This is a genomic window from Streptococcus pseudopneumoniae ATCC BAA-960 = CCUG 49455, assembly GCF_002087075.1.
Classification (GTDB): Bacteria; Bacillota; Bacilli; order Lactobacillales; family Streptococcaceae; genus Streptococcus; species Streptococcus pseudopneumoniae.
Map to the genome: position 1 here is coordinate 26574 of NZ_MWSM01000023.1, position 23008 is coordinate 49581.

Annotated in this window: 28 protein-coding genes and 4 pseudogenes; 9 read left to right on the plus strand and 23 right to left on the minus strand. The window is 41.0% G+C overall.

The features are described 5' to 3' along the window. Positions 1-434 precede the first annotated feature (434 nt). The 19 genes and pseudogenes from B4W83_RS06225 to B4W83_RS06310 all read right to left on the minus strand — a co-directional run bounded on the left by B4W83_RS06225 (position 435) and on the right by B4W83_RS06310 (position 12837). Positions 435-2048: a ribonuclease Y gene (locus B4W83_RS06225; protein WP_000404950.1), complete on the minus strand. Its 1614-nt coding sequence runs from the start codon at positions 2046-2048 to the stop codon at positions 435-437. An 81-nt stretch (positions 2049-2129) separates the two neighbouring features. Beyond that, a pseudogene (locus tag B4W83_RS06230) lies at positions 2130-2399 on the minus strand (recombinase family protein); the annotation flags it as partial. A gap of 121 nt (positions 2400-2520) precedes the next feature. Then, the gene (locus tag B4W83_RS06235) at positions 2521-3306 is read right to left on the minus strand and encodes a DUF6994 family protein (protein ID WP_000669602.1); all 786 of its coding nucleotides are present in this window, start codon (positions 3304-3306) and stop codon (positions 2521-2523) included. A 15-nt stretch (positions 3307-3321) separates the two neighbouring features. Continuing rightward, positions 3322-3462, minus strand: a complete 141-nt coding sequence (locus B4W83_RS12965; RefSeq protein ID WP_000899898.1) for a hypothetical protein — start codon at positions 3460-3462, stop codon at positions 3322-3324. Next, a pseudogene (locus tag B4W83_RS13800) lies at positions 3416-3919 on the minus strand (KilA-N domain-containing protein); the annotation flags it as partial. The pseudogene B4W83_RS13800 and the gene B4W83_RS12965, both read right to left, overlap by 47 nt. 5 nt (positions 3920-3924) lie before the next feature. Beyond that, positions 3925-4050: pseudogene (locus B4W83_RS13900) on the minus strand (restriction endonuclease); the annotation flags it as partial. Positions 4051-4265: 215 nt separating this feature from the next. Next, positions 4266-4520 (minus strand): Txe/YoeB family addiction module toxin, encoded by a 255-nt coding sequence (locus B4W83_RS06250; RefSeq protein WP_000924721.1) that lies wholly within the window; start codon positions 4518-4520, stop codon positions 4266-4268. A gap of 3 nt (positions 4521-4523) precedes the next feature. Then, positions 4524-4778 carry a type II toxin-antitoxin system Phd/YefM family antitoxin gene (locus B4W83_RS06255; protein ID WP_000388571.1) on the minus strand — a complete coding sequence of 85 codons (255 nt, stop codon included), beginning with the start codon at positions 4776-4778 and terminating at the stop codon, positions 4524-4526. Positions 4779-5038: 260 nt separating this feature from the next. Beyond that, positions 5039-6136 (minus strand): nucleotidyltransferase, encoded by a 1098-nt coding sequence (locus B4W83_RS06260; RefSeq protein WP_000156344.1) that lies wholly within the window; start codon positions 6134-6136, stop codon positions 5039-5041. A gap of 9 nt (positions 6137-6145) precedes the next feature. Beyond that, positions 6146-6886 carry a class I SAM-dependent DNA methyltransferase gene (locus tag B4W83_RS06265; RefSeq protein ID WP_000257066.1) on the minus strand — a complete coding sequence of 247 codons (741 nt, stop codon included), beginning with the start codon at positions 6884-6886 and terminating at the stop codon, positions 6146-6148. 108 nt (positions 6887-6994) lie between these two features. Then, positions 6995-7348, minus strand: coding sequence for a ribosome silencing factor (gene rsfS / locus B4W83_RS06270; RefSeq protein WP_001002999.1), 354 nt, complete (start codon positions 7346-7348; stop codon positions 6995-6997). Positions 7349-7360: 12 nt separating this feature from the next. Continuing rightward, on the minus strand, positions 7361-7861 hold the full coding sequence (locus B4W83_RS06275) for a cysteine hydrolase family protein (RefSeq protein ID WP_000844709.1): 501 nt from the start codon (positions 7859-7861) through the stop codon (positions 7361-7363). Then, complete coding sequence (yqeK, locus tag B4W83_RS06280) at positions 7862-8455, minus strand: bis(5'-nucleosyl)-tetraphosphatase (symmetrical) YqeK (protein ID WP_000121671.1); 594 nt, start codon at positions 8453-8455, stop codon at positions 7862-7864. Further along, complete coding sequence (locus B4W83_RS06285) at positions 8455-9084, minus strand: nicotinate-nucleotide adenylyltransferase (RefSeq protein ID WP_000151313.1); 630 nt, start codon at positions 9082-9084, stop codon at positions 8455-8457. Before B4W83_RS06285 ends, yqeK begins: the two co-directional genes overlap by 1 nt. A 51-nt stretch (positions 9085-9135) precedes the next feature. Further along, positions 9136-9447, minus strand: a complete 312-nt coding sequence (gene yhbY, locus B4W83_RS06290) for a ribosome assembly RNA-binding protein YhbY (protein ID WP_000060169.1) — start codon at positions 9445-9447, stop codon at positions 9136-9138. A 212-nt stretch (positions 9448-9659) separates the two neighbouring features. Continuing rightward, positions 9660-10766, minus strand: a complete 1107-nt coding sequence (gene yqeH / locus B4W83_RS06295) for a ribosome biogenesis GTPase YqeH (protein ID WP_000391176.1) — start codon at positions 10764-10766, stop codon at positions 9660-9662. Between the two features lie 2 nt (positions 10767-10768). After that, complete coding sequence (locus B4W83_RS06300; protein WP_000963739.1) at positions 10769-11296, minus strand: YqeG family HAD IIIA-type phosphatase; 528 nt, start codon at positions 11294-11296, stop codon at positions 10769-10771. A gap of 14 nt (positions 11297-11310) precedes the next feature. Beyond that, positions 11311-12219: a magnesium transporter CorA family protein gene (locus B4W83_RS06305; protein WP_000242250.1), complete on the minus strand. Its 909-nt coding sequence runs from the start codon at positions 12217-12219 to the stop codon at positions 11311-11313. A 57-nt stretch (positions 12220-12276) separates the two neighbouring features. Further along, positions 12277-12837, minus strand: a complete 561-nt coding sequence (locus tag B4W83_RS06310) for a mechanosensitive ion channel family protein (RefSeq protein WP_001168882.1) — start codon at positions 12835-12837, stop codon at positions 12277-12279. Between the two features lie 138 nt (positions 12838-12975). Between B4W83_RS06310 and sstT the strand changes: the two genes are divergently transcribed. The 9 genes from sstT (at position 12976) to queF (ending at position 18996) form a co-directional block, all read left to right on the plus strand. Beyond that, complete coding sequence (gene sstT / locus B4W83_RS06315; RefSeq protein WP_000821228.1) at positions 12976-14181, plus strand: serine/threonine transporter SstT; 1206 nt, start codon at positions 12976-12978, stop codon at positions 14179-14181. 173 nt (positions 14182-14354) lie between these two features. Beyond that, positions 14355-15323: an aromatic acid exporter family protein gene (locus B4W83_RS06320; protein WP_000028167.1), complete on the plus strand. Its 969-nt coding sequence runs from the start codon at positions 14355-14357 to the stop codon at positions 15321-15323. Positions 15324-15449: 126 nt separating this feature from the next. After that, positions 15450-15830 (plus strand): MarR family transcriptional regulator, encoded by a 381-nt coding sequence (locus B4W83_RS06325; protein WP_000221629.1) that lies wholly within the window; start codon positions 15450-15452, stop codon positions 15828-15830. Positions 15831-15927: 97 nt separating this feature from the next. Continuing rightward, positions 15928-16149 (plus strand): DUF4649 family protein, encoded by a 222-nt coding sequence (locus B4W83_RS06330; protein ID WP_000570252.1) that lies wholly within the window; start codon positions 15928-15930, stop codon positions 16147-16149. Positions 16150-16164: 15 nt separating this feature from the next. Next, positions 16165-16479, plus strand: coding sequence for a thioredoxin (gene trxA, locus B4W83_RS06335; protein ID WP_001029581.1), 315 nt, complete (start codon positions 16165-16167; stop codon positions 16477-16479). Positions 16480-16680: 201 nt separating this feature from the next. Next, complete coding sequence (gene queC, locus B4W83_RS06340) at positions 16681-17334, plus strand: 7-cyano-7-deazaguanine synthase QueC (protein WP_000828776.1); 654 nt, start codon at positions 16681-16683, stop codon at positions 17332-17334. Further along, complete coding sequence (queD, locus tag B4W83_RS06345; protein ID WP_000464585.1) at positions 17334-17777, plus strand: 6-carboxytetrahydropterin synthase QueD; 444 nt, start codon at positions 17334-17336, stop codon at positions 17775-17777. Before queC ends, queD begins: the two co-directional genes overlap by 1 nt. Next, on the plus strand, positions 17770-18486 hold the full coding sequence (gene queE / locus B4W83_RS06350) for a 7-carboxy-7-deazaguanine synthase QueE (RefSeq protein ID WP_000196466.1): 717 nt from the start codon (positions 17770-17772) through the stop codon (positions 18484-18486). The genes queD and queE overlap by 8 nt, the downstream gene beginning before the upstream one ends. An 18-nt stretch (positions 18487-18504) precedes the next feature. After that, positions 18505-18996: a preQ(1) synthase gene (gene queF / locus B4W83_RS06355; RefSeq protein WP_000082587.1), complete on the plus strand. Its 492-nt coding sequence runs from the start codon at positions 18505-18507 to the stop codon at positions 18994-18996. Between the two features lie 172 nt (positions 18997-19168). On the opposite strand, the gene B4W83_RS06365 is transcribed toward queF, so the two are convergent. The 4 genes and pseudogenes from B4W83_RS06365 to B4W83_RS06380 all read right to left on the minus strand — a co-directional run bounded on the left by B4W83_RS06365 (position 19169) and on the right by B4W83_RS06380 (position 22808). Then, a complete protein-coding gene (locus tag B4W83_RS06365; RefSeq protein WP_000714853.1) occupies positions 19169-19837 on the minus strand; it encodes an MIP/aquaporin family protein in 669 nt (222 codons plus the stop codon). Positions 19838-19946: 109 nt separating this feature from the next. Further along, entirely contained in the window at positions 19947-20678 is a 732-nt protein-coding gene (locus B4W83_RS06370) for a DUF2785 domain-containing protein (RefSeq protein WP_246863835.1), read from the minus strand. A 294-nt stretch (positions 20679-20972) separates the two neighbouring features. Further along, positions 20973-21393 (minus strand): annotated as a pseudogene (locus B4W83_RS13385) (transposase); the annotation flags it as partial. 221 nt (positions 21394-21614) lie between these two features. Continuing rightward, positions 21615-22808, minus strand: a complete 1194-nt coding sequence (locus B4W83_RS06380) for an O-antigen ligase family protein (protein WP_007284833.1) — start codon at positions 22806-22808, stop codon at positions 21615-21617. Positions 22809-23008: the final 200 nt, after the last annotated feature.

Consider the following 23008-nt stretch of genomic DNA (forward strand, 5'->3'; position numbering starts at 1 on the left):
TGATTTACGCATATAGGTTACGACTACCTTTTTGGACTTTAAGGTTTCGCGCCCCCCCTATCCGCTATATACGCCTTACTATCACCTTCCTGTTCGTAGAGCCACGATTTCGCTATCCCTTCCTCTGACGATTCTTATTTCCAGCGTCAGACTTAAAACGGTCTATCCCCAGACCGTTTTAATCCGCTACCTCACGATAGTCAGGCTTGGGAATCGCTATTGGGTTCACCGGTAGCAGGTGCCCACCAAGGACTTATACTCAATGAAAATCAAAGAGTAAACTAGGAAACTAGCCGCAGGCTGTACTTGAGTACGGCAAGGCGACGTTGACGTGGTTTGAAGAGATTTTCGAAGAGTATTACACCTCAGATGCACCACATGCCCGTCGTACTTCAAAAAAACTGAAGTCAGATTTCACTGACCTCAGTTTTTTATTATTTAGCATAATCTACTGCACGAAGCTCACGAATCACGGTTATCTTGATATTTCCTGGGTAATCGAGATTGTTTTCAATTTTCTCACGAACTTTGTGAGCTAAGATTGTGACTTTGTCGTCCTTGATTTTTCCTGGATTGACCATGATACGAATTTCACGTCCTGCTTGAAGGGCAAAGCTATTTTGTACCCCTTCAAAGCCGTTCGCAATTTCTTCCAAATCATGGAGACGCTTGATGTAGCTTTCAAGAGACTCACTACGAGCACCTGGACGAGCTGCGCTCAAGGCATCTGCTGCAGCAACGATAACTGCAATGACGCTCTCAGCTTCAACATCTCCGTGGTGACTAGCAATCGTATTGACCACAACTGGATGTTCCTTGTACTTACGTGCCAATTCCATACCGATTTCAACGTGGCTACCTTCAACCTCGCGGTCAATGGCTTTTCCGATGTCGTGAAGGAATCCAGCACGACGGGCAAGAGCCGCATTCTCACCAAGCTCGCTGGCCATAATACCAGCTAACTTAGCAACCTCAATCGAATGGCGCAAAACATTTTGGCCATATGAAGTCCGGAATTGCAAGCGACCCATAATCTTCATCAAGTCTGGATGAAGGTTTGGTGCGCCAATCTCATAGGCAGCAGCCTCACCGTATTCACGGATCTTATTGTCAATCTCTTGACGGTTTTTCTCAACCAACTCTTCGATACGAGCTGGGTGGATACGACCATCCTTGAGCAACATTTCCATAGTCATACGGGCAATCTCACGACGAATCGGATCAAATCCTGACAAGGTCACCACTTCTGGTGTATCGTCGATAATCACATCGACCCCTGTCAAACTTTCAAAGGTACGAATGTTACGACCTTCACGACCAATAATGCGTCCCTTCATAGTATCGTCTGGCAGATGAACCGTTGAGTTTGTTGACTCCGCTACATATTCACCAGCGATACGTTGCATAGCTTGAACCAGGATGTCCTTGGCCATTTTGTCAGAACGTTCCTTGACCTCTTGCTCAGCTTCGCGAATACGACTGGCAATCTCCTTGGTCAAGTTTTCCTCTGTCTGTGCCAAGATAATATCTCGTGCTTCTGCCTGAGACAGAGCACCAATACGCTCTAGTTCTGCTTCTTTTTGTCTTTCGACTTCCTCTAATTGCTCTTCACGCGCATCAAGGTTTTTCGCTCTATCAGAAATACTTTGTTCTTTTTGTTCAAGTGTTTGTTCTTTACTCGTCAAATTGTCGTCCTTACGGTCAAGGCTAGTAGCTCTCTCTGTCAAACGACTTTCGATTTGTTTGAGTTCTTGACGTTCTGATTTGAATTCAGCGTCCACTTCTTCACGGTATTTTCTGGCTTCTTCTTTGGCCTCCAATAGTGCTTCTTTTTTAAGAGACTTGCTTTCACGTTTGGCTTCATTAACAAGTAAATCCACTTCACGCTCAGCTTGTCCACGTAAATTAGTTGCTTCTTGTTCAGCATTTAAAAGCATCAACTCTGCAGCTTCCTGAGATGATTTCATCTTAGCTGAGATGCTGACATATCCAATGACTAAACCAATGATGACGGCAAAAACAGCAATCGCAAGCGACATGATTTCCATGTTTTTACCTCATTTTATTGTTATTCCGAATGACATACATTCTTTTACATTCTACCATAAAAAAGTAATTTTCACAAACCTTAAATGGATATCGCTAACATCCGCATTATCACTATCATAGTTATCATTTACAGATATAAAGCGAATACCTTTTTCAAGAAATATCTTTTGTAAGTACTTTCCTGACTCGATATACTCTCTGCCGAAACGAGATAAATCTTTTACCATAATGATAGAAAACTTTCCTTTATTCAGGTCATCAATCATATTCTTAAAATTTGGTCGCTCAAAATTAGAACCACTATATCCATCATCTACATATTCATAGGATAATTCAATAGATTTCTCTTCTACCTCAAAAGCAAAAAGGATAAATTCCCCCTACACTTAAAATTTATCCCTCTTGGTAACCTCTTTTATTAATTTTTTTGATAAAGAAAACGCACATTTTATTTAACTGGTGCTGAAATATTTATAATAATATTTTTTTAGTTCTTTCTAGAATAATGATATTAAGATTTTTCATATATCTTATATATTCTTCTTCTGTGCTAGCAATCCTAATATCTTCTTTATCTAAAAAGACAACCTGATTGTTCTCTAAATCTGATTTAATTAAATCTATAATTTTATTTTGCTCATATATAAATCCTTCTAACTTAAAAAACTCGACAAATTTCTCAAATCCATTTTTACAATTATCATCATCAAAAAATAGTTCAAACCATTCACGGTAATTCTCTATAGCATAATCTATTTTTGAATTATTATTTCCCGCAAACCATTCTTTTATAGCATATAGTGTTAAATCAAAACGATCATAATATCCTTTATAAATTCCATTCTTGATTCTAGGTTTTCCACCTCTAGCTGTATTAACGGTTTCTGATTTTCCACCACCTCTAGGGAAAAGAATGTGTCCACCTATTGTTCTTGAAATACTCAAATGATCTAAAATTATTCTGTCGTTTAATCCTGCCTTTCTTGCCCAATAAATAGAGGCTCCTATATAATCACTTGATAATAAATACTTATCCTTATCAATAAATAAAGTATAAAAATCTCCATTTCCAAAGTTTTGGCATTTATTACATACAGATGTTATTTTAAGTTTTTCTTTTGAATCATCATCAAAAAACATCTTACATAAATCATCGTACAACGCCTTACTACATACATCAGGATCCTTTCTATTATATAATGAAAAACCTTTAGGAAAATAAGGATATAAATCAAATAGATAATTTTTAAACTTCATATTTATTACTCTCCATTAAATCTTTTTAGGAAATTTAAAGTCAAATTTTCCTCCAAGCACACCCGCACTTACTCCCGCAACTACTACAAGTGTTGTACTAATTGTTCCTATTTTCTTCACGCCACTGTTTAGCTCTTTTGTTAAATAAAACAACATTGATCATATCTGCTTCACTTACATACTTGTAAGACAACTGTTCGTTGGTAAGATCTTTTAAGAGATATTCTTTGATTGCATCTGTATGAATTTTGTAGTTAATCTTAGAAATTTCTCTATTCAAATTCCAGCCTAATGATATCTTAGAATTTTAATCTGACTTAAGTCTTTTGTAATCCTGAATTACATACATCTTAAATTCAGCAGAAATACATGAAGCAAATTCAAAGGCAATATCTGTATGTGCAAATGCACCACCATATCTTCCACCTTTTGAGATAATTCCGATTGCTCCAGTTTTCTCTACCCATTTCTTAGGAGACAATGTAAATGAATTATATCCAGCTTCCGATTTAATTCGGTCGAATTCGACCGAATTGAAATTCATGTTGTTTAAGCTTTTCCATAAACCAAGAAACTCAATTGTATCTTTTCTTCTCATCCAATTTTTAATTACATCACTCGATACTTATCCGAACGATAAGCTCCACGTAAGGTGTTCGCAATCGACCAAACTGCATTGACTACATTTGAAATCTGAACATCGTTCGACTGGAATATCGGTAGTTTTTCTTTAAAATTAGACATTTGCTTCCCCTGTTTTTATGATTTACAATTCTCTTCATTATACCACAAATTAAGAGTTATAAAGCGAATTCAAGGGTAAAGATCGAAGTTCATATACTAACTTTCTTTTCTGAGTTTTTGTCTTTTGTATTAGGGATTCTGTCATTTTCCAAAAAACTTTATCTTAAACTTACTAATAAAAATTTAAAAAATAAAAAGCCTACTTCGCAGTAGACTTAGTAATGATCTTTAAAGGACAAGAAAGCCACGCTATCTCCATCCATCATATAAATCAAGCGATTTTCTGCATCAATACGCCGTGACCAGGCTCCTTGGTAATCATATTTGAGTGGCTCTGGTTTTCCTATTCCTGTAAATGGATCGCGTTGAATATCCTTGATTAATTTATTGATTCTTTTTAGTGTTTTTTTATCTTGGTTTTGCCAGTAGCAATAATCTGCCCACGCATCTTCTGTAAACTTGAGTAGCATTCATCACTCCTCAATCACATGGACCTGAATGCTTCCAGCACGGACTTGAGCCATTCCTCGCAAAACCTTGTCTGATAACTCCTTATTTTGAGCGATTCTCAGGGTTTCCTGAATACTGTCCCATTCGCTCTTTGAAAGAACTACAATGTCCTCATCTGGATTTTTATTGACCACCGTCAAAGGCTCAAATTCATCATTTACCTTCTTCATGTAGTCCTTTAAATGATTTCGGAATGTTGAGTAAAGGACTGCTTCCATAACCATACCTCGTTTTAGCTCTTTTCCACTATTATACACGAAAAGAAAGAAATTGTCAGGAACTTGTACAAGATTTTCTTTTCCATCTATTTATACTCAATGAAAATCAAAGAGCAAACTAGGAAACTAGCCGCAGGTTGCTCAAANNACTGACGAAGTCAGTAACATATATACGGCAAGGCGACGTTGACGCGATTTGAATTTGATTTTCGAAGAGTATTATTCGTAAAAAATCTCAAAAAGCCTACCTTTCGGTAGACTTAGCTTGTTTCTATTCTAATCGGCACTCTTCCAAAATTTTGCTCTGCTATACTTGGCTTTCCTAGTTGGTAAATCTGGTCTGCTTTTTGGGTCATAGCATCCCAAGGTTCTTTGCCAATTCGGCTGACTAGATTGACCTGTCCTTTCAGAGACTTGAGATGTTGCCTGCCTTTTTCAGTAAATCCAAGGACATGAATGGCTTCTGGCAAGACATTTTCTCTAGCCTGCACCAAAATATAGGTCAATAGGCGTCTGACACGCGCCTTGGTGTAACGTTTGGTCGCAACCGCCTCGACCAACTCTTCTACAGACTGGGCTGGTTTAATAGCTTCTTTAATGCGCACAGCCATTTCTTGATTGACCTGATAGATGGTGGTTAGGTCGGGATTTGACAAGATTTGATAGCGGAGCAAGGGAAAATAGTCTTCCCAGATCACCTTACTGGCCTGCTCAAATAGGGCAACAGAAGGCATAAAGCGTTCTAAGAAATCTTGGTCCTTCTGATGTTGACGGAGGGCTGTCGCCGAGGCAAAGTCCACATCTTTATTCACAGAATGGTAACCTGCCCCCTGACGCTGAATCGTATGCAGCTTGATATTTCGTCCTGCAACCGCCTTTGCATAGGCCAGAGCAAGAACATGATTGGGGGTATTACCTGAAAAATCAAGACCAGCAAATTCCTTCCACATAGATTGGGTTTTCTGGGGATAGGAAAGGGAATCAGGCAGATTTTCCACAAATTTCTCCATCTCAGCACCTTTCTCTGTGTATAAGTCAGCGATTTTCTGATAATCTCGAACTTCCTCTGTCCCAAAAACTAGACTATCAATGCCCAAGCGATCCAAGATATCCACAGCTCCTTGACCAAAGAAATCAGCTGCCTGAACACTGACTAAAAAGGGCAATTCCACTACCAAGTCTGCGCCATTTTCCAGCGCCATCTGGGCCCTTGTCCACTTATCCACAATAGCAGGCTCTCCACGCTGCATGAAATTCCCTGACATGGCAACAATTTTCAGTCCCTCTGCCTGATCCAGCAGGTATTTATGGCCATTATGAAAAGGATTGAACTCTGCGATAATACCTGTGATGGTCATGATGTTCTCCTACTTCTGCGCCACAAAAAACCAACGGGTGCTAGTTTCTGTTGGTTCCTTATCCTCAAAGTCTGCATAGAGTTTGAAGGACTTGAATCCAGCCTGTTCCAGCAAGATATCATAGGTCAAGATCTCATAAGTCCTCTCCTCATGTACTTCATCGTGGCGACTAAAGGAACCGTCAGCCTCCTTGATAAAGAAAGTCAGCTCATGCACGATGGAGTGAGGAGCTTCGTCCTCATATGTATCCCAAAGCATGGCAAAATCTTCCGCATTTTCATGGTAGGAATAGCCAGGGAATACTTCATCTGTCTGGTAGGTCGAGTGCACGTCAAAGATGAAAACTCCCTCTTCATTCAGCGCATTGTACACGTCCTTAAAGACGTCCCCTACTTCCACCTCATCCTGCATATAGCAGATAGAGTCCGAATAACACGTGACAAAATCGTATTTCCCTGCCTTGGACAAATTCAGCATATTACCTTCTATAAAAGCAATCTTTTGCTTGGCTGAAGTTGCTCTCTTCTCCGCAATCTTCAACATATCCGCACTCAAGTCAAGTCCAGTCACATCAAAACCAGCCTGAGAGAAGCGCACTGATTGAATTCCTGTCCCACAAGCCAATTCCAAGAGTTTCTTTCTCTCCTTGGTCTTAGGCAAATGACGCAGAGAAAAATTCGTCCATTTGTCGTATAAACTATCGTCCATGACCGCATCATAGACCGCCGCAAAGGTTTCATAAGTCGCCATAATCATGATACTAAGAGCTCCATGGTAAACACCACTAGCCCTTTACCTTTCTATCAATTTTTCTAAAATAAGCAAAGAAACCCAGTTGACTACAACTGAGTTCATCTTCTAAGCAAGAGCTTCTGAAATATCTACTGAATTCGCCTCATGCCATAGCTTCTCTAGATTATAATGGGCACGCATTTCTTCTGAAAAGATATGCACGACAACAGCACCGATGTCCAGTAAGACCCAGCCTCCAGCTGCATCGCCTTCGACATGGCTACCTTTAAAGCCTGCTTGAGCTACTTTTTCACGGATATTAGCTGCGATAGCGTCCAACTGACGGCTATTCATTGAGCTAGTGATGACAAAGTAGTCCGTCACACTAGTCAAATCTTGTACATCAAGTGCGAGGATATCCTCCGCACGTTTCTCATCAGCCGCTTTCACGACTAGTTCTAGTAATTCTTTTTCGTTCATTTAATCCTCTTTTTAGAAAATATGTTTGTAATCTAGAACATCTGCAAAGCGCTCCTCCCAAATGTCCTCATAAAATTCATTAATCGTTTCTGCTGGAATGTCATCCCCATCAAAGGTTGTGACAGCACCTTCTGGAACAATAAGCTGATAGCCATATTCAAAGGCAACCTTGACAGAGGTATCCACACAATATTCTGTCTGCATACCACATAAAACTAATTTTTCAATCCCCTGCTTATCCAAGTATTTTTTTAAGCCAGTTTCTTTGAAAATACTGTTATATTTCTTCTGAAAGACCTTTTCAGCAGGTTTTCGATTTAAAAGCGCAGATAACTGCCAATCTTCTGATGTTTGAGCTTCAGAGTTCTCAATATGTTGAACATAGATAATTTCAATATTCTTGCTTCTAGCCTGGTTTTGTAAATAAGAAATTTTTTCCAATAGACTTTTTGTCTGGAACCCAGTTTCTACTAAAACATTCTGAACATCAATGATTATAAAAGCCGTCTTCATTTAGTCCTCTTTCAAATAGTGCACAAAGGCGTTATAGGTTTCAAGGGTTTGGGGATAGATGGGGAATCCCTGATGAGCTAGATACTCCACGGTACGAGCTGTTTCGTAGGCCACCGCCTTATTGAGCGATAGACTTGCAATCTCACGCGCCACATCTACTCCAGGAAAGGCTCGATTGTGCTCGATATAGTCTGCGACGTAGATGACCTTATCTAGGTCTGTCATTTGACCAGCTCCGACTGTATGAATTTCAATGGCTCGCAGAATTTCAGAATCATGCAAATCCAAATCTTCCTGAATTTTGTAAATTCCGACCATACCATGCCAGACATTATTGCCCCAGTTTTTGAGGTCAGGGTCTAGCTGGTAACGGTCAATCAAGGCTAGAAATTCCTGATCTGACAACTTTTTAGCATAGTCATGAAGAAGACCTGCTAGACTTGCTTTCTCAACATCTACACCAAAGCGCTGAGCTAATTCCATAGCGGCACGCTCCACACCCAAGCAATGGGTTAAGCGTTTTTCAGGTAGAAACTCTACCATTTTTTCCAACAAGGCCTCACGGGAGCAGTTGATATAGTCTTGATAGGACATCAGTAGAGCCCCTCCTTCTCGATGTAGTCTAGCACTGGCTGAGGTAGGAGAAAGTTGGGTTTCCGACCTTGGGCAAGGAAGTCCCGCACCATGCTGGACGAGATATCCATGAGCGGTACGTCCACCCAGATAACTGGATAGGAAGTCCCTACCTTGTAGCGTGGACGCTGAACCCCCACAAACTGAACCATGTCAACCAGTTCATCAATTCGGTACCACTTAGGCAGATAGTCAACCATGTCGGCACCGATGATAAAGTAATAATCCGTATCTGGATTCTTCTCTGTCAAAATCTTCATGGTGTCGTAGGTGTAGGAAATACCCTTGCGCTCCAACTCAATGGTTTCAATGACTAGGCCGTCAATTCCCTCAATTGCCAACTCAAGCATCTTGAGACGATGGTGTTCAGGGATGGTTTCCTTTTTATCAACGTGAGGAGGTTGGTATTCAGGCATGAGAAGAACTTGATCCAGTCCCAACTGTTGCCGTACTTGATCCGCAACAATGAGATGGGCATTGTGAACAGGGTTAAAATTCCCCCCTAAAATCCCAACTTGTTTGCGTTTTTTCTCCTTGATTTCTGGCTCCAACTCTACCTTGGTAAAGGGAGTCAATAGTTCGATTGTCATAGGCTAGTCCCCTTTATTTCTCTATAAAAACAGTTATTTGGAGTTTCGGTCTTAGATTTCTTTGACTTTCTTAGAAATCTTGCGATTTTCTTTCTTGCTAGATTGTTTAAACAAAATCAAGATGCGTCCGATTTTTTGGACTGTATCCACACCGATTTCTTCTTCCAAAATTTCAGCTACTTCGTGGATATTTTCATCTGTATTTTGCAAGAGCGTTACTTTAATCAATTCGCGTGCATCAAGTGCTTGACGAACGCTGGTTTTGATTTGGTCGTTGAGACCATTTTTTCCAATTTGGATGATGGGTTTGAGGGTGTGTGCCTGACTGTTGAGGAAGGCACGTTGTTTTGATGTTAATGACATAATTTCTTAAAAGAGTTTCTTTTTATACTTTTCTAAAGTGGTGGCGGACGTTAGCAAAGTCCTTCGGGCTTTCATGACTAAAATTTGAGCCTATGGTCTCAAATTTCCCGCAGTTGGTACAATCACTTGTACCAACTGACACCACGGCGAAAAGTATTCTCTACGGGCTCGCAACGCTCGCCTTAATAAAGACAACCCTTTCCTTTCTGTGTTTAAATAATTGCTTTTCGTATGACGACTGCGACGCCTTCTGGTGCCCAGACGGCGACTTTGGCAGTGCCTGTTACGCGGATCCAGCCGAGTCCTGAGATGACTAGGTCAGTTTTGTCCTTGATATTAAAGACATGTTGGACCAATTTTGGAAAATCTTCTTTTTCCTTGCTATTTGGTGGGGTTAAAAGGGTTCCAAGATGCTTGTCGTAAAAGGCACTAGCACCTTCAAGCTTAGTACGGTGGAGTTTCAATTCATTGTCAAAGAAGGCTGTGAATCCTTGCTTTTCACCCGCAATGAAATCAAAGCGTCCGAGACCACCTAAAAACAGGGTTTGTTCAGGATTGAGCTGATAGGTTTTAGGCTTGATTTCCTTTTTAGGACTAACATACTTGAGGTTTTTAGCCGTCAAATAGTGAGCCATCTGGTGACGGTGGATAATCCCCGGCGTATCGTAGATATAAGATCCGTCGTCAAGCGGAATCTCGATCTTGTCCAAGGTTGTTCCTGGGAAGCGCGAAGTCGTAATGACATTCTGGTCACCCGTGATTTCTTGGATAATAGCATTGATTAGGGTTGATTTTCCAACGTTAGTTACCCCAACGACATAGACATCACGGCCCTTACGGTAGTGTTCAATCTTGTCAATGACTTCCTTAATGGCATGCTTGTTTTGGGCTGAAGTTAGGACGACATCAACTGGACGGAGACCTTCTTCGTGGGCACGTTCCATGAGCCACTGGCTAATCTTGCCTGGTTTAACAGACTTGGGCAAGATATCTTTTTTATTTCCAACCAGGAGGACATCATTGCCCGAGACAAAACGTGGCAAGCCTGGGATGACAGAGCCATTAAAGTCAAAGATATCAACGACATTAACCACCAGGGCATCACTGTCTCCTACCTCGTGCAAGAGTTTTAGGAAATCATCGTCTGTCAATTGAACATCCGTGATTTCATTGTAGTGGCGGAGACGGAAACAGCGTTGGCAATAGATTTCGCCAGTCTCCAATCCTTTTTCAAGTGCCGACTGAGGGGTAAAACCCAGACCAGCCTTATCTGTCGTCTGAATGGTTGCTCCACAACCAATACAGAGAATTTCTTCCATAGTTAAATTCCTTTTTTATATGTAATCGGTCCGTACATTTCAGTGATTTTTCGCATAACACGACGCTCGCGAGCTCGGTTAATCTGCGTTTTAATCGAGTCATGTTGGACCAAGGGTTTGACTAAAATTGACCGAATGCCTGCACGGTGGGCTGCTCGTATATCTGTCATGAGCTGGTCGCCAACCATGACCACTTCGCTTTTCTCATAGTGAAATTCCTTCATGGCACGGTCAATCCCAAATGTGAAGGGCTTTAGAGCCCAATAAACGTAGTCAATCTCAAACTTCTCAACTGCTCGTTGGACGCGTTTTTTGGTGTTATTTGACACTACGATAATGCGAATGCCCGCGTCCCGAAGGTCATGTAGCCATTGCTTCATCTCTGGTGTCCCGTCAGGATTATTCCAAGCAATGAGGGTATTGTCCAAATCTACCAAAACAGCCTTGATTCCCTGCGCCTGCAGGCTTGGGACTGTCAGATCATAGACTGCTTCCACAGCAAAATCTGGCATGTAGTTTTCAATCGCCATTCTGGCTCCTTTTCTTAACTTTTTTTCGCAATTTTCCTTAGTAACAAGGATAAAACAATCCATAACCCTGCACTAGCTATACTGATGTAGAGCCAAGCATGGGGCTCATCTGTTAGAGGTAGGGGAACATTCATTCCGAAAAAGCCTGTCACGACTGCCAAAACAGCTAGCAAGACTGAAATGATAGTCAAGGTTGTCAAATTATCATTCAGATTATTGTTTAGAATATTGTTGTAAGAGGCTGAAAGTTGCTGTAAAATCTGAGAGATTAGGTCTGTCATGGATACCAGCTGATGAGCCTCAATCATGGCATCATCAAACTGTTCTCTCTCAATCTCATCAAAACTACGATACAAGGCATGACCTTGAATATGCTCCAACAAAATCCGATTTTGTTTAGCAGCCGCAGTAAGATAAACCATACCCGTCTCCAAGTCGGAAAGGGCAAAAAGATTTTTCTTAGTTGTCCGCTGACGCAAGAGACCATTGACCTCGTCCTTACTCTTATCCATCTGCTCGATGACAGGGTAGTAGGCATTGCTGATGATTTCCAGACTGGCAAAAAGAAACTTGTAGATCGAAAGCGTGTCATGACTCTCCAGATAACGGGTCATTTGTTCAATGACATAGGCGTTCTTGGTATTACTAATGGTAATCAGGCGACGATGCTCCACGATAAAGGTCATGGGAAAAGTCTCATAGTAGGCCTTGTCCTTTTTCACATCTAGGACATTATAGATAAAGGTAACCGTCCCACTTTCACGGTGGTAGTCCATGTGGGCACGCTCATTCCTATCCAGTGCGTACTCAATGGTTTCCTTGTCCAAGCCGTAGATTTCAGAAAGGTCTTCTAGTTTATTCAACTTTCCGAGGTCTAGGTCTATCCAGGTACAACCATTGCCCAACTGCTTTTCTAAAACCATCTTTTCTCCTTTATTAAACTCCCTCTATTGTACCACAAATTACTTAAAATAACAGGTCTAGTCCGTGCGTGAGAAATTGCTAACAACCGTGATATTTCGGTTCGGAACAAAGTGAAGAGCTTGCTCCTCGCTACGAAGCTGGGTCGTACGAATTCCCACGCTGACGACCTTGCCCGATACAGTAATGGGGCCATTGGTCAGAACAACCTCATCTCCCACATCCAGTTGACGTTCAAAAAGGATGAAAAAGCCATTGATGACATCAGACAGAAAACCTTGGGCTCCCATCCCAATCGCCACCCCAGCGATTCCAGCACCAGCCAGCAAGCTAGATACAGGTAAGCCTAAAATCGATAAAATACAGTAGAGTAAAAAGAAATATGACGTATAATTAAACACATTTTCTAACAAACGTGAGATGGTTTTCTGGCGCCCGACATCATGATGAGACATCTTTAGAGAAGGTTTGGCAATTCTCTGCACCATGGTATGAAGCATTTTTTTAGCAATATAAAATACAATCAAAAGCAGTAAAAGAGAAATGACCTTGGTTAGAATATTTTCGATAATGGTTGTCACATCTAGCTTTTCAATATAAGCTTGAATAAATTTTTGCATATAAAACTCCTTTATTTCATTATACCATATTTTCATCAGTCTCATTATCCATAAATATTCAAAAAATAGACAGAAAATTCTTGATTTTGTCTATCGTTTATACTATAATCATAATCACTACACAGAAAGGAGATTATTATGAAAAGAATCATTCATGCTTGGAACAAGGCAAGCCTTGTCAAGCGTATCTTGATTGGTATGCTTTGTGGGGGAATTCTAGGACTGACCCTTCCTAATCTCTCAGGAATTGGGCTACTCGGGGATTTATTCGTTGGAGGTCTAAAAGCTGTTGCTCCTATCCTAGTCTTTGCTCTCGTTGCTAATGCCCTTTCCCAACATCAAAAGGGACAAGATAGCAATATGAAAACTGTTGTTTTCTTGTATATCCTAGGAACTTTTGCCGCTGCTCTTGTAGCTGTACTAGCAAGTTTCATCGTCCCTATTGAAATCACCCTAAATAGTGCTAATACCGATATTGCTCCACCAGATGGGATTGGACAGGTCCTCAGCAACCTCTTGCTCAAACTGGTTGACAATCCAGTCAACGCCCTGCTTACTGCTAACTATATTGGAATCTTATCTTGGGCAGTCATTTTTGGAATTGCTATGAGAGAGGCCAGCAAAAATAGTAAAGAATTACTAAAAACTATCGCTGACGTGACTTCTAAAATTGTCGAATGGATCATCAATCTGGCTCCATTTGGAATCCTTGGTCTTGTTTTTAAAACCATTTCTGACAAGGGAATCGGAAGCCTTGCCAACTACGGTATTTTATTGGTTCTATTAGTAACGACTATGCTTTTTGTTGCCCTTGTGGTCAACCCTTTGATTGCCTTCTTCTTTATGAGACGCAACCCTTACCCTCTAGTTTGGAACTGCCTCCGTGTCAGCGGTGTGACAGCCTTCTTCACTCGTAGTTCTGCGGCTAACATTCCTGTCAACATGAAACTCTGCCATGACCTTGGACTCAACCCAGATACCTATTCTGTTTCTATCCCACTTGGCTCTACTATCAACATGGCTGGAGCAGCGATTACCATTAACGTTTTGACCCTTGCTGCGGTAAACACTCTTGGAATCCCTGTTGACTTTGCCACAGCCTTTGTCCTCAGTGTGGTAGCAGCTATCTCAGCCTGCGGTGCTTCTGGTATTGCGGGAGGTTCCCTCCTTCTTATCCCAGTTGCTTGTAGCCTTTTCGGTATTTCTAACGATATTGCCATGCAAGTTGTTGGGGTTGGATTTGTGATTGGGGTCATCCAAGACTCATGTGAAACAGCCCTTAACTCTTCTACAGACGTCCTCTTTACTGCCGTTGCCGAATACGCAGCAGCCCGTAAAAAATAACTCATAAAGGCAAGCCTGCTCAGGTTTTGTCTTTTGCTCTTTTATTCTAACTTATACTCTTCGAAAATCAAATTCAAACTACGTCAGCTTCGCCTTGCCGTACTCAAGTACTGCCTACGGCTAGCTTCCTAGTTTGCTCTTTGATTTTCATTGAGTATTATCAGGAAATTCTTATGTCTATTAGCCAACGTACGACCAAGCTCATCTTAGCTACCTGTCTTGCCTGCCTGCTTGCTTATTTTCTCAATCTTTCCTCAGCAATTTCGGCTGGAATTATCGCTCTCTTGAGCCTATCTGATACGCGTAGAAGTACTTTAAAACTGGCTCGCAATCGCCTCTTTTCCATGCTCCTAGCTCTGGCTATCGGTGTTCTAGCTTTTCACTTGAGCGGATTTCATATCTGGAGCCTTGGTCTCTATCTTGCCTTCTATGTGCCTCTAGCTTACAAGATGGGCTGGGAAATTGGCATCACACCAAGCACTGTTTTGGTTAGCCATCTCTTGGTACAAGAGTCAACCTCTCCAGACCTTCTAGTCAATGAATTCTTTCTCTTTGCTATCGGTACAGGATTTGCTTTACTGGTCAATCTCTACATGCCTTCACGAGAAGAGGAAATTCATCACTACCACACATTGGTAGAAGAAAAGTTAAAAGACATCCTCCTGCGCTTCAAATATTATTTATCCAGAGGGGATGGACGCAACCGAGCACAGCTGGTGGAAGAATTGGACACCCTTTTGGAAGAAGCCCTCAGACTGGTCTATTTGGATCACTCAGACCACCTCTTTCACCAGACTGATTACCATATTCACTACTTTGAGATGAGACAGCTACAAAGTCGTATCCTGCGAAATATGGCCCAGCAAATCAATACCTGTCACCTAGCTGCCAGTGAGAGCCTGATTTTGGCTCAACTCTTTTCAAAAATTGCAGGTCAACTGAGCCAGACCAATCCTGCTTCTGATTTGCTAGATGAAATCGAACGCTATCTGGAAGTCTTCCGAAACCGCAGTCTGCCCAAGACAAGAGAAGAATTTGAAACCCGCGCTACCCTTCTTCAACTCCTACGTGAAGCCAAAACCTTCATCCAAGTAAAAGTTGATTTTTACAAAAATATGGACAGTAAAAAAGAAAACCACTAAAAAACAGAACTTGCCAGCATTCTTGAAAAGTAGTATAATTATTGCATGCGCAATCATCTTGTGACGCAGAGACTGCCCGTTAATGGACTTTCTTCTATTTATGACTCTAAAAAGAAAGGAGACACTATGACCTATTTGGAAAAATGGTTTGACTTCAATCGGCGTCAGAAAGAAATTGAAAGTCTCCTGGAAGAGACCATTGCCCAACAGAGCGAGCAAAGTCTGACCTTGAAAGAGTTCTACCTGCTCTACTATCTGGACTTGGCCCAAGAAAAATCTCTACGCCAGATTGACCTGCCAGATAAGCTTCATCTGAGCCCGAGCGCAGTTTCTAGGATGGTGGCTCGCTTGGAAGCTAAAAATTGCGGTCTACTCAGTCGCATGTGCTGCCATCAAGATAGACGCTCTAGTTTTATCTGCCTGACAAATGATGGGCAAAAGACACTGGCCTCGCTACAAAAGGCTGTCGAAGAAAGCTTGGAAGCAGGTTTGGATTTCTTGATTTAAGATGATTTTAGAAAAAAGTTGCGTGCGCAATCATTTTTATTGACATTCTCTTTTACAAGGAGTAAAATAAAGTCAAGATTAAACAAAGGAGTTTTATATGATTGAAATTACTTATCTAGACGCCAGTAAGAACGAAAGAACTGTGACTTTCGAATCCTATGAAGATTTTGATCGTTCGCAACAAGCTTGCATTATCGGCGTCGCAGACTACTACCCTGTCCAAAAATTGACTTATAAGGATCATGATTTGGACTACCATGGGACTTATGGAGATATCTTCTTCTATCTCAAGAAACAAGATTTAAGCCAATATAACTAAAAAAGGAGAAATACAATGGCAAAAGCAATTACAGATGCAACATTCGAACAAGAAACAAAAGACGGTTTGGTCTTAGTAGACTTCTGGGCAACTTGGTGTGGTCCATGTCGTATGCAAGGTCCAATCTTGGACAAATTGTCTGAAGAACTTTCAGAAGATGTCTTGAAAATCGTTAAAATGGACGTTGATGAAAATCCAAACACAGCTCGTGCTTTTGGAATCATGTCTATTCCAACTCTTCTCTTCAAAAAAGACGGCCAAGTTGTCAAACAAGTTGCTGGTGTTCACACAGCAGAACAAATCAAGGCCATCGTTGCTGAATTGAGCTAATCAAACGAGAGACCAAGTACTTTCTTTGGTCTCTTTTTTCTTGCCCTTTGCCATTTTTCAAAAAATATGCTAGACTGTAAGTAGAATATTACGATGTTTGGGACATGCCATCGCTAAAAAAAACCTTGACTTGGTATTTTTTAGCTCCCTCAAGGGAGCTTTTTGCGTGCTCTGAACATTTCCCATTTTGGAAGGAGTACTATGAAACGTCAATCAGCCTTGGTCGTCTTTAGTGGCGGTCAAGATTCCACAACCTGCCTTTTCTGGGCTAAAGAACACTATGAAACGGTCGAAGCCGTTACCTTTGCCTATGGCCAACGCCACCATCTCGAAATTCAAGTTGCCAGAGAAATCGCTACGGAACAGGGCATTCGTCATCACATCCTAGATATGTCTCTGCTGGGGCAAATCACTGAAAATGCGCTGACCTCTGATATGGAGATTGAGCAAAAAGAGGGAGAAGTTCCCAATACCTTCGTTGACGGTCGAAACCACCTCTTTCTATCCTTTGCGGCAGTCCTTGCCAAGCAACGAGGCATTAAAGATATCGTGACAGGTGTCTGCGAGACAGACTTCTCAGGCTACCCCGATTGTCGAGATGTCTTTGTCAAATCCCTTAATGTTACCCTCAACCTTGCCATGGATTACGACTTCGTTATCCAAACACCTCTTATGTGGCTAGACAAGGCTGAAACTTGGGAGCTAGCCGACCAACTCGGTGCCTTTGACTATGTTCGTGAAAAGACCTTAACCTGCTACAACGGAATTATCGGGAGCGGCTGTGAAGATTGCCCCGCCTGCCACCTACGTCAACATGGGTTAGATGTTTATCTCTCACAGAAAGGAGAAGCCTAATGTTTTTTGCACCCAAAGAAATCAAACAGGAAACTGGGGAGTCTCTTGTCTACAATCCTTATCGGACTCTAGTCTCCAAAGAATTTACCTTTGATGCTGCTCACCACCTCTTTCACTATGAGGGAAAATGCAAATCCCTGCACGGCCACACCTATCATCTGCAGATTGCTGTCAGTGGATTTTTAGATGAACGTGGTATGACCTACGATTTCGGAGACATCAAAGCGACCTACAAGAACTACTTAGAGCCCCACTTGGATCATCGCTATCTCAATGAAACTCTTCCCTATATGAACACGACTGCTGAAAATATGGTTTACTGGATTTTCCAAACCATGAATCAAGAGTTGCCAAACGAGCGCGGTCTCCGTTTGGAATACGTTCGTCTCTATGAGACTCCGACTGCCTTTGCAGAGTTTAGACGGGAGTGGTTAGATGACTAGGGAACGTGTCCTCAAACTACCAGTTCTAGAAATTTTTGGCCCAACCTTTCAAGGCGAAGGCCGTGCAATCGGGCAGAAAACCATGTTTGTCCGCACTGCTGGTTGCGACTACCACTGCGACTGGTGCGATTCTGCCTTTACTTGGGATGGCTCTGAAAAGCCAACTCGTATGACAGCTGACGAGGTCATTGCTGCCTTGGATAAATTGGGGAGCTACGACTATGTAACCCTATCTGGGGGAAATCCTGCTATCCTAGCAGCCAACATGGCCGAATTGGTCACCAAACTCAAGGAACGTGGTGTTACTCTGGCTGTTGAAACTCAAGGCTCTCGCTGGCAAAATTGGTTAAAAGACATCGACCAGGTTACTCTCAGTCCCAAACCTCCTTCATCCAAGATGGAAGTCAACTTTGAGACCTTGGACTTTATCGTTTCCCAACTTGATCCAGACAGGGTCACCTTTAAAATCCCTGTCTTTGATGATGCCGATTTGGCCTTTGCCAAAGGGATTCAAGAACGCTACCAACCAGATGTTCTCTTCTTATCAGCAGGAAATCCTGAGCCCAAGGCTACGGGTAATATTGTCCAAGACCAACTGGACCGCCTCAAAGAACTCTGGGAACGTGTCGCTGCTGACGACAGCTGGGGCAATGTCCGCGTCCTCCCTCAACTGCATACCCTCCTCTACGATAATCAACGTGGTGTTTAAGATTAGAAAGAAAAAATCATGTCACAACAAGAAGAAATGAAAAACCTAAGCCTACTAGGCAACAAAGAAACCAACTACATTTTCGAATATCAACCAGAAGTCCTCGAATCCTTTGACAATCGTCATGTGGAAAATGACTATTTTATCAAATTTAACTGTCCTGAATTTACCTCACTTTGCCCGATCACTGCTCAACCAGACTTTGCGACCATTTATATTTCCTACATCCCTGACAAGCTCTGTGTTGAGTCAAAATCCCTCAAACTCTACCTCTTTAGCTACCGAAATCACGGAGATTTTCACGAAAACTGTATCAACACCATCGGGAAAGACTTGGTCAACTTGCTAGACCCTCGCTATTTAGAAGTCTGGGGAAAATTCACTCCGCGCGGTGGCATTTCAATCGACCCCTACTACAACTACGGTAAGCCTGGAACTAAGTATGAAGGCTTGGCAGAACAACGCCTCTTCCAACACGACCTTTATCCAGAGAAAATTGACAATCGTTAAACTCATACTCAATGAAAATCAAAAATCAAACTAGGAAGCTAGCCGCAAGTTGCTCAAATCACTGCTTTGAGGTTGCAGATGGAAGCTGACGTGGTTTGAAGAGATTTTCGAAGAGTATCATACGAAAAAGCCCTGTTCCTCTAGATGAGGAGCAAGGCTTTTTGTTTTTCAATTATTCTTCTGTTCCAAGGAAGTTTTTTGCAACGAGGGCTGCAAGAACCCCACCAACGATTGGTGCAAGGATGAAAATCCAAACTTGTTGAAGGGCTGCGCCACCTACCAAAACAGCTGGTGCCAAGCTACGAGCTGGATTTACTGAAAGCCCAGTAATGTTCAATCCGACAAGAATCATCGCCATCAAGGACAAACCGATTACCAAACCAGCAATCGCGCCATTTCCCTTGCTTGCTGAAGTCACAGTCATGATAACCAAGACAAACAAGAAAGTTGCGATGACTTCAAACAAGAAACCACCAAAGACAGTGACACCGTTTGCCAAGGCATTTTCACCAAGACTAGCAGTTGACATACCTGAGTTAGCCAAGAGGAAGAAGACAGAAGCAGATGCTAAGAAAGCTCCAACTACTTGTCCAAGTATGTAGTTTACAAGTTCTGAAGATGACAAACGTTTGTTTACAAACATAGCAATCGAAACAGCCGGATTCAAGTGAGCACCTGAAACAGTTCCGATTGAGTAGGCTGCCACCACGATTGCCAAACCAAAGGCAAAGGCGATTCCAAGGTGACCTAGGCCATCAAGACCATTTCCAAAAACAACAGCTCCTGTCCCGACGAATACAAGCATGAACGTACCGATTAACTCAGCAACAAATTTTTTCATTTTCTTTCTCCTTTTTTCAAAAACTAGATACTAGTCTATCAAAAGTAGGAAAGGGTTTCAAGAAAATTGATTGGAAATTTTTTGAAAATCATAGAACTACTAGCAATACCTAATATTGAAAAGATTGAATAGCTTCTTTCAAGTCATCTTGTAAACTATTTCTCTGGTCAAGTTGGACATAGACTTCCAACAGACAGGATCTGAAGTTGGAAAATTTATAAAAATCTTCCCTTTCTTCTATCGGAAAGTCAACAGCTTTTATCCAAGAAGCTACTTGCTCTTGCGCTAACTTCCCTTGTAAAATAGGTTCATAGATCACTCTTGCTAAACGCCAATCCTCATCATCTGTAAAGCGAATCGAAACTCTTTTAAATAGTTGGCCAAGTATATCAAATACTTCATGAACTCTGTTTTTAGGAAAGTTGGGATGACAAACCACCTCTGTCAGTAAATCGGCTCCATGTGCAAAAGCATGAACCCAACCATACTGACTTGAAAAACCCGTTGTATCCTTTTCTTTTGAAAGATAATACAAACCTTGATTTAAAAGGACATTACGAATTCCTGCATTTAATTCCTGATAAAAAATCGATTGCTGGTTGGCATCTGCAGACAAGAGATTTGCATAAATAAGCGCCCTAAAAGAACGTTCAAGGGTTGACAGGCCTACCTTATCAATATCTTTATCTAACCCTCCATCAGATGAAATCCCTTCAGCAATGAAATGAAATTGTTCCTGTGTAAATAGCTCTTCCTGAATCCCTCTAGCAAAGCTTGTAAAAACAAGGTCATCACGAATTTCTGGAGAAGGATCTCCCAAATGATCAAGTAGCCACTGGATTTCTTCCTAGTTATAACTTGGTTTTTCTTCTGCTATTTTTCTAAGTAACTTTTGATACATGGTCAATACCTCTACATTTCTAGCAACTGTTCAAAAATCTGTCCTTAAATGACTTTAGCAATTTGTAAAATTAAGTTAAAGAGAAAAAGACATTTATATTCAGAGAAACAGCACATTTCTGAAAGGATACATAAATGATTTATTCCATATTACCACAAATGAACTTGTAATGATAGAACTTTATCACAAAAATCACATTTCTGTCTCAAAAATTGCGAAAAACTAGTTATATAGTCATTTAGTTTTAAAAAAGCGTTCCAAACATTCAAAAATAGTTGGGACTTCCCTTAATAAATCTGTTACTTTCTTTTTTCAAGATAGCCCAAGCTTACTCAATAGGATTCAAATCTGGTGAATAAGGCGGTAGAGGTAAGAAAAAGTGTTTATCTTGGATGCAGAGTTCATCCAAAATGTTCTTGGGATCAAAACTAGCATTGTCCATGATAATAACACGAGGTGTCTTCAAAGCAGGTAGAAGTTGCGTTTTGAATCACTCCCCAAAGAAATCGCTTGTCATGCTGTTCTTGTAAATCATGGGAGCTATAAACTCTCCGTCTACTTGTCCTGCAACAATTGAAGTTCGCTCAAAACGACGTCCGCTAATCTTTTCATAGACTTTCTCCCCTCTAGGAGCCCCTGCATAAGGACGAGGGAGCGCTATTGTATAATAGATTGAAACTAGAATAGTACACCTCTACTTCTAAAACATTGTTAGAAATCTATTTGACTGTCCTGATTGATTCATCCTGTTCTTATCTCATTTCACTATATTCACCGGTAGTGAATCTCTACAGAGGACTTACACCTCAGATACACAACATGCCCATCGCATAAAAAATCTCCTACCCAAGGTAGAAGATTTCAATCTTATAAAACTTAATCCGTCATGTCCGATACCAAGGTTCGATGCTCCAATGGAACACTGCACATAACTAGCAAGAAAATGAAACCTGACTGAATCCAGAAGAGGGCCAAGTCAAAGATTCCATGCACAGCAACCACTGTAAGGAAAGACAGATAAAGACCGATAATCGGACGTTTCCCCGACTCCTGACTCATATCCATCATCAAGCGAACAGGAGCAACAGAAGACAAAACTAATAAAATGGTACCCACAATTCCGTAACTCAGAATCGTATCAATATAAAGACTGTGGGCATGTTCATGATAAGGAGCATGTATCCGAGGATAAGAGTGCATATAGGTCAATGGCCCTTCACCCCAAAAAGGATTTTGCTTAAACAAGGCCATCCCAGCATCCCAAATAGAAATTCGTTCTTCCATAGAAGAATCTAAAGTCCCCATCCGAACTCCCAAATCACTGGAAAAGAGGAAGCTCAAGCCAATCGCAAATACCCCAATACTAAGCCAAAAGGCCTTCCAGTTTTTAATAGTCGTAAAGAGATAGATGATTGCTCCAGCGATAATAGCAGGAAAAGCAGTTCGATTTTGCGTAAAGTTCAATCCAAAGAGATTAACAAAGCCTGCAATCACACAGAATACTTTCAACCAATTCAACTTGGTCGTTGTAAATAGATAGAAAGCAATCATGATACAGAAACAACAAATAATTCCATAATAATTAGGATTAAAGAAGGTCACTTCTGCACGATTCTGATGCCACACCTGCATATTGGGTGAAAGAAAAGCATAGTTGAATTTCTTCACAATTTGGAAATGTTCTAAACTCGCAAAAGCAGCTGACAAGACGCTACCAAACAAGACGAGCTGCAAAATTAATCGAAAGAATTTATGTGATAAAATCGACTGATATTGCAAAAATAAAATAGCAAACAAAAACATTCCTACTGAAGCCACAAGACCCATCCAATTTTGTGCAAGAATGGATATAACAGTACTATAGCCAAGAAAAAGAAGCAGCATCGGATGCTCCCCCATTTTCTGAAGAATACTTTTCATGTCTCCTGTAAAAATCAAACTGATAATATATAAACAGAATACAACTACAAAAAGATAAAAGGGCAAAAAGATACTCAGGATAATTCCCAATAAAATCAGCTCTTTACTAGACAACCCTATCAGCTTTTCAATAAAGCCTATTGATTTCAAAATGAATCCTTTCTCTCCAAATCAGCTGATTCAGATAATAGTAAGCTATCCTGTATTATACCACTTTTTTAACAATTTGAAAACAAAGGAAACGTTTTCCAAAATAAAATGTAATTCGAATGTGATAATTGAAAGTTCTATAATGAAGTTAGCCACCCAGCCCTCCTAAAAATTAGATGGTTCAACTAGCTTATAGCTAG